12 protein-coding genes are annotated in these 12,280 nt (G+C 44.9%); 11 read left to right on the plus strand and 1 reads right to left on the minus strand.

All coding sequences use genetic code 11. The annotated features are described in order from the left end of the window. The 10 genes from V6E55_RS25845 to V6E55_RS13635 all read left to right on the plus strand — a co-directional run. Nucleotides 1-62: IS1 family transposase (locus V6E55_RS25845; RefSeq protein ID WP_071528444.1), on the plus strand; the 62-nt coding region annotated here is incomplete at its 5' end. Nucleotides 63-87: 25 nt separating this feature from the next. Continuing rightward, a complete protein-coding gene (locus V6E55_RS13595; protein ID WP_316943060.1) occupies nt 88-537 on the plus strand; it encodes a hypothetical protein in 450 nt (149 codons plus the stop codon). Further along, the gene (locus V6E55_RS13600) at nt 534-1,442 is read left to right on the plus strand and encodes a glycosyltransferase (protein WP_316943061.1); all 909 of its coding nucleotides are present in this window, start codon (nt 534-536) and stop codon (nt 1,440-1,442) included. Before V6E55_RS13595 ends, V6E55_RS13600 begins: the two co-directional genes overlap by 4 nt. A 52-nt stretch (nt 1,443-1,494) precedes the next feature. Continuing rightward, nucleotides 1,495-2,601: a glycosyltransferase WbsX family protein gene (locus V6E55_RS13605; RefSeq protein ID WP_316943062.1), complete on the plus strand. Its 1,107-nt coding sequence runs from the start codon at nt 1,495-1,497 to the stop codon at nt 2,599-2,601. Then, nucleotides 2,594-3,511 carry a glycosyltransferase family 2 protein gene (locus tag V6E55_RS13610; RefSeq protein ID WP_316943063.1) on the plus strand — a complete coding sequence of 306 codons (918 nt, stop codon included), beginning with the start codon at nt 2,594-2,596 and terminating at the stop codon, nt 3,509-3,511. The genes V6E55_RS13605 and V6E55_RS13610 overlap by 8 nt, the downstream gene beginning before the upstream one ends. A gap of 18 nt (nt 3,512-3,529) precedes the next feature. Next, nucleotides 3,530-4,948, plus strand: coding sequence for an undecaprenyl-phosphate galactose phosphotransferase WbaP (gene wbaP / locus V6E55_RS13615; RefSeq protein ID WP_316943064.1), 1,419 nt, complete (start codon nt 3,530-3,532; stop codon nt 4,946-4,948). A gap of 15 nt (nt 4,949-4,963) precedes the next feature. Next, entirely contained in the window at nt 4,964-5,500 is a 537-nt protein-coding gene (gene rfbC, locus V6E55_RS13620; protein ID WP_316943065.1) for a dTDP-4-dehydrorhamnose 3,5-epimerase, read from the plus strand. A 177-nt stretch (nt 5,501-5,677) separates the two neighbouring features. Continuing rightward, nucleotides 5,678-7,084, plus strand: coding sequence for an NADP-dependent phosphogluconate dehydrogenase (gene gndA, locus V6E55_RS13625; RefSeq protein WP_316943066.1), 1,407 nt, complete (start codon nt 5,678-5,680; stop codon nt 7,082-7,084). Nucleotides 7,085-7,336: 252 nt separating this feature from the next. Beyond that, complete coding sequence (gene ugd / locus V6E55_RS13630; RefSeq protein ID WP_316943067.1) at nt 7,337-8,503, plus strand: UDP-glucose 6-dehydrogenase; 1,167 nt, start codon at nt 7,337-7,339, stop codon at nt 8,501-8,503. Nucleotides 8,504-8,625: 122 nt separating this feature from the next. After that, complete coding sequence (locus tag V6E55_RS13635; RefSeq protein WP_316943069.1) at nt 8,626-9,954, plus strand: IS4 family transposase; 1,329 nt, start codon at nt 8,626-8,628, stop codon at nt 9,952-9,954. A 36-nt stretch (nt 9,955-9,990) separates the two neighbouring features. Here the strand turns inward: V6E55_RS13635 and V6E55_RS13640 are convergent, their stop codons facing one another. Beyond that, entirely contained in the window at nt 9,991-10,995 is a 1,005-nt protein-coding gene (locus V6E55_RS13640; RefSeq protein ID WP_316943070.1) for an NAD-dependent epimerase, read from the minus strand. Nucleotides 10,996-11,190: 195 nt separating this feature from the next. On the opposite strand from V6E55_RS13640, the gene wzzB reads away from it, so the two are divergent. Further along, on the plus strand, nt 11,191-12,171 hold the full coding sequence (gene wzzB / locus V6E55_RS13645) for an LPS O-antigen chain length determinant protein WzzB (protein WP_316943071.1): 981 nt from the start codon (nt 11,191-11,193) through the stop codon (nt 12,169-12,171). Nucleotides 12,172-12,280: the final 109 nt, after the last annotated feature.

A 12,280-nucleotide genomic window follows, 5' to 3' on the forward strand; every position in this document is an offset into this window, starting at 1 on the left:
AATCGGTGGAGCTGCATGACAAAGTCATCGGGCATTATCTGAACATAAAACACTATCAATAAGTTGGAGTCATTACCTAGCTCACCAATGGCTAATTTCCAGAACACGATAAATGAATATGAAAATCACCGGGAAGAGTCCGGCGGTCTGAAGTTCGTCGTTTATGAGGTTCTGCCGGACGTTGTCGGAAAAAGGGTTGCCACTCTGTTCGGCTATGATGAAGAGAATTCTCCTTTAGCGCGAGTGATCGATTTCTTAACCGTGGGGACTATTTTTGCGGATTCGTTTGTTTTTATCGGCTGGTACGGGCCGATAATAATGTTGATGCTGATGATAGCAACTCCATTGTTTTTTTTACAAATGTGTCCTAAAAATTCAGTTTTTTATGTCCAATTTTCAATTTGTACAATATTATTAGTCCTGTGCACTTTCTCTAATATGCTTGTTTATGCGTCATTATCCTTAATGTTATTTTATCCACTGTTCTCAAAGAAGAGACGCAAGAACACGCAGTTAATTAATTCAGGAATGAAATGAATAGTGTAATATTAATGTCGACTTACAATGGCGATAAGTATCTTTGTGAGCAACTTGATAGCCTATTAGTATTGGAAGGGCATCCTGATATTCTTATTCGCGACGATGGCTCTAGTGATAATACTATAGAAATTATTAAGAATTATCAGTTAAAGCATAGAAATATTAAACTGATCGAGGGCAGCAATATTGGTGTTGTAGCCAGTTTTTTTGATTTGATACAGCAGGTAGATACAGGTAAATATAGCTATTATGCTTTTTGCGATCAGGATGATTTCTGGGAAACAGATAAAGTAAGCCATGCAATAAAGTGTATCAAAGAGTATAAAGGTGCAGTAATGTACTGCTCTACGCTCAATGTTGTAGATGCTTCACTGCATTTCCAGTTTCGGTCCCCTTATCCTGAAAAAAATCTAACGCTATCGAATGCTTTAGTCGAAAATGTTGTGACGGGATGTACTTGTGTGCTTAATGCTGAGGCTTTCGGCCAGATAAAATCAAACTTGCCTGCAACCAATCGAATCGTAATGCATGACTGGTGGTTTTATCTGGTCATAGTAAGTACGGGGTCAATCTATTTTGATCGTGAATCGCGTATTAAGTACAGACAGCACGGAGAAAATGTCGCAGGAATGAAGAAAACATTTTCCGACATCGTGCAGAAATTTAAAAAACCGAAAAAAAGTAAGTACCCCCCCTTACTTTGTCAGTTACATGAATACCAGCGAGTGTGCGGTGGAATGTTGACTAAGGTTGATAATAATAAATTACGCGTGTTTATAGAAATCCTGGAAAAGCACAAGATGTTCCGTTTTTTAAGTTTGATTATGAACAAAAAAATTTACCGTCAGTCATTAGCAAATAACCTTTCATTAGTCTATTCGTTTTTGACAAATAGAATATAAAATTATTTTACTGAGCTTGATTATTACGCTTTTAAGTTAAATGGACGTGTGTATGAAATATATTGCATTTTATCTGCCTCAATATCATCCCGTAAAAGAAAATAATGAATGGTGGGGAGAGGGGTTTACTGAATGGTTTAACGTTTCAAAATCTAAACCTCGTTTTAAAGGGCATAATCAGCCACACATTCCAACGACTATGGGTTTCTATGACTTACGTGTACCCGAAACTCGTATTCGTCAGGCGGAACTAGCAAAAGAATATGGTATTGATGGTTTTTGTTACTACCACTATTGGTTCAACGGGCATCTGTTGCTTGAAAAACCATTAGAAGCTGTCCTGAAAGATAAAGAGCCCGATTTACCGTTCTGCATCTGCTGGGCTAATGAGAACTGGACTCGCGCGTGGGATGGAATGGAGCGCGAAGTCTTGATCAAGCAAGATTATACAGAACAAGATGCACTAGAACACTTTGAATACTTGTTACCTTTTTTAAAAGATGACCGTTATATCAAAGTTGATGGTAAGCCAGTGTTCTTGCTCTATAGATATGATCACATTCCCGATATTGATAACTTCATTCATACCTGGAATGAAAAAGCGAAGGAAAATGGACTGGAATCCATTTATTTCATCTGTGTTAAAAATGGTTTTGTCACGAGTGGCTATGAGGAAATCTTCAAACATAATTTTGATGCAGTTGTTGATTTTCAGCCAAACAGAATTGATTTCCCGTCCGTAAAAACCAAAGAGCAATTCCTGGTTGATACTGCTCGTAGCATTTTACCTGACGCTCTTTTCCAGTACCTCAAACGCAATGCCTCTGCCGTTAATAAGATCTCTTATAAACATATGGTGGATAATATTGTTGAAAGCTATGCAAAAAAACCGCAAAAAGTGATCCCTGCCGTATTCCCTAGCTGGGATAACTCCGCCAGACGAGCAACGCCAACCGTAATTCAAAATGATGAGCCGGAAAGCTATGGCTATTGGCTGGATGAAGCAAGTAAGTTCTCAGCCTCAAATGGACTTAGTGAGTCATTTGTATTCATTAATGCATGGAATGAATGGGCTGAAGGCTGCCATCTGGAACCTGACCTAAAAAATGGTAATGCGTTCTTGGAGCAGACCAAAAAGGTAAAAAATAAACATGAGTAACCTCAGAGTCGCTATGGTTGTCCCTACCTACAACGGTGGTGACATCTGGAAGAAATCTGCAGCGAGCATACGTAATTATTTTTCTGGCGACGTTCTTGTTATCGATTCTGGCTCAAAAGACGATACGGTTAGCATCGCTAATGAAATGGGGTTTAGCGTGTTGGGTATTAATTCACGTGATTTTAATCACGGCGGTACCCGTAATCTTGGTCTGCGGCAACTAGTTTCGTCTAGCGATATCGTATTTTTCATGACACAGGATGCGGTCCTTAACGATGCCGAATCCATTGAAAACATGATTTCGATGTTTGATGCTGATGATCAACTGGCTGCAATTTACGGTAAACAAATTCCACACGATGACGCGAATGTCATTGCTCGCCATGCCAGACATTTTAACTATTCCGAACGAAGTTATGTTGTTTCAAAGGAAAGCGGTAAACCGTTAGGCATTAAGGCTGTGTTTATGTCCAATTCGTTTTCCGCTTATCGAGTCGCTATTTTTGAAAAGTTAGGCGGTTTTGCAGAGAATACTATTCTGTGTGAAGACATGCTTTTTGCAGCTAATGCACTCTCAGCAGGTTATAAAGTTGGATATGCTGCGAATGCCGTGGCAAAACATTCACATAACTACACTGCTGTTGATGAATTTTCACGATATTTTGATATTGGTGTCTTCCATCAGGAACAAAACTGGATCAGACGTGATTTCGGTGGAGCGGGTGGTGAGGGTAAGAAGTTCATTGTATCTGAAATGAGATTTGTTTTAAAAAGACAACCGCTCTATTTGATTCAGGCATTTATCAACAACGGTGCTAAATTCTTGGGATATCAGTTAGGAAAAAGATATAAGCGATTACCTTTATCTTTATCGAAGAAATTCAGCATGCATAAAAAATATTGGAAATGAATATCTTGCAGGATTAATATGAAAATCAATGTGAAGCTCACTGTTGGTAAAATAGCCAATGCCTCAGTTGACTTATTTTTGTTGCTTTTTTCTTTCGGTATATCAATATATCTTATTGAATATCTCTTTAATAATCTTCCGGCATTTATACCGCAAGACGAATTCAACGATAAAGTTGCGACGCACTCTATTTTAAGTGTGATCTGTGTTGGTTGGTTTTGGATCAGACTGCGACATTACTCCTATCGCAAACCATTTTGGTTTGAGTTAAAGGAGATACTAAGAACGCTGCTGATATTTGCAATCATTGAACTCGCAATAAATGCCTTTTCGAAATGGCATTTCTCCCGCTATCTCTGGGTGTTCACTTGGATGTTTGCATTCATCCTGATTCCATTAGGTCGTTCCGTTACACGTAATATACTGGATAAACTTGGCTTATGGAAACGTGACACAATCATAATCGGTTGTGGGAAAAATGCTCGCGATGCTTATCTGGCTATAAATAGTGAAAAAAATCTTGGGTATAAAGTCACTTGCTTTATTGGAGATAGTACAGAAAAAGAAATGTTGGGATGTCCAATTATTAATATGGATATCAATAAAATAAAAGATACGATTAACAAATTTACCCAGTTTATTATCGCCGTTGAGTCAGAGCAGATTGAAATAAGAAATACTTGGATCAAAAAACTCTCAAAACATAAATTTCGTTATGTCTCAGTTATCCCAACAATTCGTGGATTACCGCTTTATGGTACTGATATGGCCTTTATATTCAGCCATGAGGTGATGATCTTGAGGGTAAACAATAATCTGGCTAAGCGGACCTCACGATTTGCTAAAAGAGCTTTTGATATTTTTGGTTCGCTAGCCATTATTCTTGTTGCTTCCCCACTTCTTGCTTATCTCTATCTTCAGGTGAAAAAAGATGGCGGCCCAGCCATCTACGGGCATGAGCGCATTGGACGAAACGGTAAGCGCTTTAAATGCTTGAAATTCAGGTCGATGATCCTTAATTCTCAAGAAGTGCTTAATGAACTACTTGCAAAAGATGAGAATGCCCGAAAAGAGTGGGAGAAAGATTTTAAATTAAAAGACGATCCTCGCATTACCAAAATTGGTCATTTTATTCGGAAATCAAGCCTTGATGAGCTTCCTCAGCTGTTTAATGTCTTAAAAGGTGAAATGAGTCTGGTGGGGCCTAGACCTATCGTTCATGATGAGCTGATCCGCTATAGCGAGGACGTTGACTATTATTTAATGGCCAAACCGGGAATGACTGGACTGTGGCAAGTTAGCGGTCGAAATGATATCGATTATGAAACCCGCGTCTATTTTGATGCATGGTACGTTAAAAATTGGTCGCTTTGGAATGATATAGCCATTTTGTTTAAAACCATAAATGTTGTACTCAAACGAGATGGCGCCTACTAATAATAGTGAGTTTTTATGAATGTTATTGATACAAAAATTTTCGATGTAAAAATTATTGAGCCTAAAGTTTTCGGCGATCATCGTGGTTTCTTCCTCGAAACTTTTCAGAAAGATCGTTACAAAGAAATGTTAAACATTGATCTGGATTTTGTTCAGGATAATCATTCTCGCTCATCTCAAGGTGTTCTGCGCGGACTGCACTTCCAGCGAAATAATCCTCAAGGAAAATTAGTTCGCGTTGTCAGAGGTGAAGTTCTGGATGTTGCTGTTGATATTCGAAAAGATTCGCCAACATTTGGTGCATGGCAAGGTGTTTTATTGAGTGAAGAAAACAAAAAACAATTTTGGGTTCCACCTGGACTTGCGCACGGTTTTGTCGTCTTGTCTGATGTTGCTGATTTTGAATATAAATGCACTGATTACTATGATCCAACGTCTGAAGGTTGTCTGCTTTGGAATGATCCTTTTTTGAATATTGAGTGGAATATTAAAAACCCTAAATTATCTGAGAAAGATAAAAATGGGAAAACTTTCAAGGAGTTATTCCTTTAAGTGCGTTAAAGATAAGCGATTTGCTAGCAGCACATCGCTTTGGGATGTTACCCGTAAAACCTCACGTTCGATCTTTAATGGTATCGTGCTACCGATTTGGTAATTTCTGAGTTAACATTCCTAAAACATTCAAGCCGCGCAATCGTTCGCGGTGACCACACCTGACAGGAGTATGTAATGTCCAAGCAACAGATCGGCGTTGTCGGTATGGCAGTGATGGGGCGCAACCTGGCGCTCAACATCGAAAGCCGTGGTTATACCGTCTCCGTTTTCAACCGCTCCCGTGAAAAAACTGAAGAAGTGATTGCCGAAAACCCAGGCAAGAAACTGGTTCCTTTCTATACGGTTAAAGAGTTTGTTGAGTCCCTGGAAACGCCTCGTCGTATCCTGTTAATGGTGAAAGCGGGCGCAGGTACTGATGCTGCCATCGATTCCCTGAAACCTTATCTGGATAAAGGGGACATCATCATTGATGGCGGTAATACCTTCTTCCAGGACACCATCCGTCGTAACCGTGAACTTTCTGCTGAAGGCTTCAACTTTATCGGTACCGGTGTGTCCGGTGGTGAAGAGGGCGCTCTGAAAGGTCCATCCATCATGCCGGGTGGTCAGAAAGAAGCGTACGAGCTGGTAGCACCAATCCTGACCAAAATCGCCGCGGTCGCTGAAGATGGCGAGCCGTGCGTGACCTACATCGGTGCTGACGGTGCGGGTCATTACGTTAAGATGGTTCACAACGGTATTGAATACGGCGACATGCAGCTGATCGCAGAAGCCTATTCACTGCTGAAAGGTGGCCTGAACCTCACCAACGAAGAGCTGGCGGAAACCTTCACCGAATGGAACAAGGGCGAGCTTAACAGCTACCTGATCGACATCACCAAAGATATCTTCACTAAGAAAGATGAAGAGGGTAAATACCTGGTTGATGTGATCCTGGATGAAGCCGCGAACAAAGGTACCGGTAAATGGACCAGCCAGAGCTCTCTGGATCTGGGTGAGCCGTTGTCTCTGATCACTGAATCCGTATTTGCACGCTATATCTCTTCTCTGAAAGAGCAGCGTGTAGCAGCATCCAAAGTGCTGTCTGGCCCACAGGCTAAACCCGCAGGCGATAAAGCGGAGTTCGTGGAGAAAGTGCGCCGTGCGCTGTATCTCGGTAAGATCGTGTCCTACGCGCAGGGCTTCTCTCAGCTGCGCGCAGCATCCGACGAGAATAACTGGGAGCTGAACTACGGCGAAATCGCGAAGATCTTCCGTGCGGGCTGCATCATTCGTGCGCAGTTCCTGCAGAAAATCACCGATGCTTACGCTGAAAATACGGGTATCGCAAACCTGCTGCTGGCTCCTTACTTCAAGACAATTGCTGATGAATATCAGCAGGCACTGCGTGATGTGGTTGCTTATGCGGTTCAGAACGGTATTCCGGTTCCGACCTTCTCCGCTGCTGTGGCGTACTACGACAGCTACCGTGCTGCCGTTCTGCCTGCAAACCTGATTCAGGCACAGCGTGACTACTTTGGTGCACACACCTATAAACGCACTGATAAAGACGGCGTGTTCCACACCGAGTGGCTGGATTAATCTGATTTAAACTAGTCCGATAGCAGGGCCCGGTGAATTTCACCGGGCTTTTTTTATTGCTCCGCCCCCATGATGACTTGCTTCGCCCAGACGAGTGCATTAAATGCAGAATAAACCACTAAATTATCGCATTCCTGCAGCAAGGCATTCGCCTTGACAGCCGATAAACTTAAGAGGTAAAAACCTCAACAGTTGTTTATCGCGGTGGTGTACTCGCGCCATCTGACACTCATACTTGAAGAAGTTGAACGAATGAAAATAGCAATCTCCGGAACAGGCTATGTCGGTCTTTCAAACGGTATCCTCATCGCGCAGAACCATGAAGTGGTCGCGCTCGATATCGTTCAGGCGAAAGTGGACATGCTTAATCAGAAGGTCTCCCCGATTGTTGATAAGGAGATTCAGGAATATCTTTCCAATAAAGATCTGAATTTCCGTGCAACGACGGACAAAGCAGATGCTTACCGTAACGCGGATTATGTCATCATCGCAACGCCGACCGATTACGATCCGAAAACCAACTACTTCAACACTTCCAGCGTCGAAGCGGTGATCAAAGACGTTACGGCGATCAACCCTAACGCGGTGATGATTATCAAGTCCACCATTCCCGTGGGCTTCACCAAATCCATCAAGGAAAAGCTGGGCATTGATAATGTCTTCTTCTCGCCAGAATTCCTGCGTGAGGGAAGGGCGTTATACGATAACCTGCACCCGTCCCGAATTGTGATCGGTGAGCGTTCTGAACGCGCTGAGCGTTTTGCTGCGCTACTGCAGGAAGGCGCGATTAAAAAAGATATTGCGGTGCTATTTACCGACTCTACCGAAGCCGAAGCCATCAAACTTTTCGCCAACACATACCTGGCGATGCGTGTGGCCTATTTCAACGAGTTGGACAGCTATGCAGAAAGCCTGGGTCTGAACACGCGTCAGATCATCGAAGGCGTTTGCCTCGATCCGCGCATTGGCAACCATTACAACAACCCGTCATTTGGCTACGGTGGCTACTGTCTACCTAAAGATACCAAGCAGCTGCTGGCAAACTATCAGGCGGTGCCAAACAACCTGATTTCAGCGATTGTTGACGCTAACCGTACCCGCAAAGACTTCATCTCTGATTCTATTCTGACGCGCCAGCCGAAAGTCGTGGGTGTGTATCGTCTGATTATGAAGAGCGGCTCGGATAACTTCCGCGCCTCATCCATTCAGGGGATCATGAAACGTATCAAGGCGAAAGGTGTGCAGGTTGTGATTTACGAGCCAGCAATGAAAGAAGATGAGTTCTTCCATTCGCGCGTGGTTCGCGATCTGGATGCGTTCAAGAAAGAAGCTGACGTGATCATCTCCAACCGCATGGCCGAAGAACTGGCGGACGTGGCGGATAAAGTCTACACCCGCGATCTGTTTGGCAGCGACTGATAACTGTCTTTTTGGTGTAAAAAAGCCCGGCATAGCCGTAATGCCGATCAGTTAAGGATCAGTTGACCGATCCAGTGGCTGTGTAAGAATCCGGAAATGTTCACCCGTTTCCGGATTTTTTTATGCACATTGGACAGGCTCTTGACCTGGTATCACGTTACGATTCTCTGCGTAACCCTCTGACTTCTCTGGGCGACTATCTGGACCCGGAACTGATTTCCCGATGTCTGACCGAAGCTGGTATCGTTACCCTGCGCAAGCGCCGTCTGCCGCTGGAAATGATGGTCTGGTGCATTGTCGGTATGGCGCTTGAACGTAAAGAACCCCTTCATCAAATCGTGAACCGTCTGGACATCATGCTGCCGGGCAGTCGTCCCTTTGTCGCACCCAGCGCCGTTATCCAGGCCCGACAGAGGCTGGGCAGCGAGGCTGTCCGCCGTGTGTTCACGCAAACAGCGCAGCTCTGGCATAACACCACGCCGCATCCGCACTGGTGTGGTCTGACCCTGCTGACCATCGATGGTGTGTTCTGGCGAACACCGGACACACCAGAAAACGACGCCGCCTTCCCCCGTCAGACGCATGGCGGAACCCCAGCACTCTACCCGCAGGTCAAAATGGTCTGTCAGATGGAACTGACCAGCCATCTGCTGACGGCAGCAGCCTTCGGTACGATGAAAAACAGCGAAAATGAGCTTGCTGAGCAACTGATAGAACAAACCGGCGATAACACCCTGACGTTAATGGATAAAGGTTATTACTCACTGGGACTGTTAAATGCCTGGAGTCAGGCGGGAGAACACCGTCACTGGATGATCCCTCTCAGAAAGGGAGCGCAGTATGAAGAGGTCCGAAAACTGGGTAAAGGCGACTATCTGGTGACGCTGAAAACCAGTCCACAGGCACGGAAAAAATGGCCGGGTCTGGGAGATGAGATGACAGCCCGCCTGCTGACCGTGACGCGCAAAGGAAAAGTCTGCCATCTGCTGACGTCGATGACGGACGCCATGCGGTATCCCGGAGGAGAAATGGCAGACCTGTACAGTCATCGCTGGGAAATCGAACTGGGATACAGGGAGATAAAACAGACGATGCAACTGAGCAGGCTGACGCTGAGAAGTAAAAAGCCGGAGCTTGTGGAGCAGGAGCTGTGGGGTGTCTTACTGGCGTATAATCTGGTGAGATATCAGATGATTAAAATGGCGGGACAGCTGAAAGGATACTGGCCGAACCAGCTGAGCTTCTCAGAATCATGCGGAATGGTCATGAGAATGCTGATGACGTTGCAGGGCGCGTCACCGGGGCGTATCCCGGAGCTGATGCGTGATCTTGAGAGTATGGGGCAGCTGGTAAAATTACCGACAAGAAGGGAAAGGGCCTTCCCGAGAGTGGTAAAGGAAAGGCCATGGAGATACCCCACAGCCTCTAAAAAGGGCCAGTCAGTTGCTTAACTGACTGACATTACGGCATAGCCGGGCTTTTTTGTTTTAGACGTTGTAGTAATTTCGATACCAGTCCACGAAGTTTTTAACCCCCTCTTTAACCGAGGTTTTTGGCTTGAAGCCCACCGCCTCATAAAGAGGCTTGGTGTCTGCGCTGGTCTCCAGTACGTCACCGGGCTGCACGGGCATCATGTTCTTTTCCGCTTCGCTGCCTAAAGCGTCTTCCAGCGCGGTGATGTAGTCCATCAGCTCCACCGGCTCGCTATTGCCGATATTGTAAATGTGGTACGGCGCAGAGCTGGTCGCAGGAGAACCGCTTTCAACGGTCCACTCGGGATTCGGCTGCGGGATAACGTCCTGAAGACGAATAATTCCCTCGACGATGTCATCAATATAGGTGAAGTCGCGCTTCATCTTGCCATAGTTGTATACGTCGATGCTTTTACCTTCGATCATCGCTTTGGTGAATTTAAACAGCGCCATATCCGGACGCCCCCACGGGCCGTACACGGTAAAGAATCGCAGGCCAGTGGTTGGCAAACCGTAGAGATGGGAGTAAGTGTGCGCCATCAGTTCGTTCGCTTTTTTGGTGGCTGCATACAGCGAGACCGGGTGATCTACAGAATCATCGGTAGAGAAGGGCATTTTGCGGTTCAGACCATATACCGAACTAGACGAGGCATACACCAGATGCTGCACCTTATTATGGCGGCAACCCTCAAGAATATTCAGGTGACCCATCAGGTTGGATTCAGCATACACATGTGGATTTTCTATGGAATAGCGAACGCCCGCTTGAGCAGCGAGGTGGATCACCCGGTCAAACTTCTCGTTTACAAAGAGCGAGGCCAAACCTGCGTTATCTGCCAGATCGAGTTTGCGGAACGTAAAATTCTCAGATGCCAGGAGGTCAAGTCGGGCTTGCTTAAGGCTGACGTCGTAGTAGTCGTTCAGATTATCGATACCCACAACCTGATGGCCTGCTTTGAGAAGTCTTTCGCTGACGTGAAAGCCAATAAAACCCGCGGCTCCGGTGACCAAAAATTTCATACCAATCCTCTTCAGTAACAAATATCGCGATGCGCGGTGCGCAAAAGATGGTGTGCATCATACCGCTAAGTGCCAGCTAAGCAAAACTTCGCCTGTTCGGGGATAACTCATAGGATTCTTATAGAAAAATCGGCAGCACGCGATAAACTAAACAAACAATATTTTATTTTTTGCTTTTTGCCTGTTAAGGATTGTATGACGCAGAACAACAATAACGTGGTCAGCAGAAGCGATGATCGCGAGCAGATCGATTTGATTGATTTAGTTCTCCAACTTTGGCGCGGTAAATGGACTATTGCAGCGTGTATACTTATCGCAGTTGTGCTTGCTGGTGCTTATTTATTGATAGCTAAGGAAAAATGGACTTCCACTGCTATTATTACTCAGCCTGATGCCGCTCAAATAGCAACCTATAATAACGCGCTGAATATCGTTTATGGATCTGCCGCACCGTCGGTGGGGGACGTACAGGCTCGCGTTATTAGTCGTTTCAACTCCTCATTTGCTGCACTTTCGCAAACCCTCGATAATCAGCAAGAACCTGAAAAATTGACTATCGAATCTGCTGTAAAAGGACAGTTCTTGCCGTTGAATGTCAGCTACGTTGGAGAAAGCGCTGAAAGTGCACAAAAACAGCTCGCACAGTACATTCAACAAATTGATGAGCAAATAGCGCAAGAATTGAGCGTTGATCTTAAGGATAATATCAAAGAGCAAATTAAGATGCTCAACGACTCCCTTCAGAATCAGGAGAAAGTGTCTAAGGAACAAAAGGATCTGCGTATTAAGCAAATTGTTGAGTCGCTAAAAGTGGCTCAAGCGGCAAAGATTACCGAGCCGCAGCTGCAGCAGACTCAGGATGTTACTCAGGAAACCATGTTCCTGCTAGGGACCGATGCATTGAATTCGATGGTTCAGAATGAGTCCACTCGACCGCTAGTATTTCCTGCAACCTACTACCAGACAAAACAGAACCTTTTCGACATTGAGAATTTGAATGTCGCGCCAACAACTATTCATGCATATCGCTATGTCATGAAGCCCGATCTGCCAATCAAACGTGACAGCCCGAAACGTGTGTTGACCATGATTCTGGCAATCATCCTCGGCGGCATTGTCGGCTCTGGTGTCGTTCTCGGGCGCAACGCCCTGCACAACTACCAGCCAAAATGCTAATCAGCAGACAAAAAAGACCGGGTTCCCCCTAATGCCGATCGTTTAAGGATCGGTTGACCGAGCCAGTGGCTGGTGTAAAAAGGGTTCCATGCTCATCATGGAACCCTTT

The organism is Enterobacter sp. 342 (assembly GCF_036663495.1).
Lineage (GTDB): Bacteria > Pseudomonadota > Gammaproteobacteria > Enterobacterales > Enterobacteriaceae > Enterobacter.

Coding starts and splice junctions, on each gene's coding strand:
- wzzB (WP_316943071.1), top strand. CDS start 11,191: ATGACGCAGAACAACAATAACGTGGTCAGCAGAAGCGATGATCGCGAG.
- V6E55_RS13640 (WP_316943070.1), bottom strand. CDS start 10,995: ATGAAATTTTTGGTCACCGGAGCCGCGGGTTTTATTGGCTTTCACGTC.
- V6E55_RS13635 (WP_316943069.1), top strand. CDS start 8,626: ATGCACATTGGACAGGCTCTTGACCTGGTATCACGTTACGATTCTCTG.
- V6E55_RS13600 (WP_316943061.1), top strand. CDS start 534: ATGAATAGTGTAATATTAATGTCGACTTACAATGGCGATAAGTATCTT.
- wbaP (WP_316943064.1), top strand. CDS start 3,530: ATGAAAATCAATGTGAAGCTCACTGTTGGTAAAATAGCCAATGCCTCA.
- V6E55_RS13610 (WP_316943063.1), top strand. CDS start 2,594: ATGAGTAACCTCAGAGTCGCTATGGTTGTCCCTACCTACAACGGTGGT.
- ugd (WP_316943067.1), top strand. CDS start 7,337: ATGAAAATAGCAATCTCCGGAACAGGCTATGTCGGTCTTTCAAACGGT.
- V6E55_RS13605 (WP_316943062.1), top strand. CDS start 1,495: ATGAAATATATTGCATTTTATCTGCCTCAATATCATCCCGTAAAAGAA.
- rfbC (WP_316943065.1), top strand. CDS start 4,964: ATGAATGTTATTGATACAAAAATTTTCGATGTAAAAATTATTGAGCCT.
- gndA (WP_316943066.1), top strand. CDS start 5,678: ATGTCCAAGCAACAGATCGGCGTTGTCGGTATGGCAGTGATGGGGCGC.
- V6E55_RS13595 (WP_316943060.1), top strand. CDS start 88: ATGGCTAATTTCCAGAACACGATAAATGAATATGAAAATCACCGGGAA.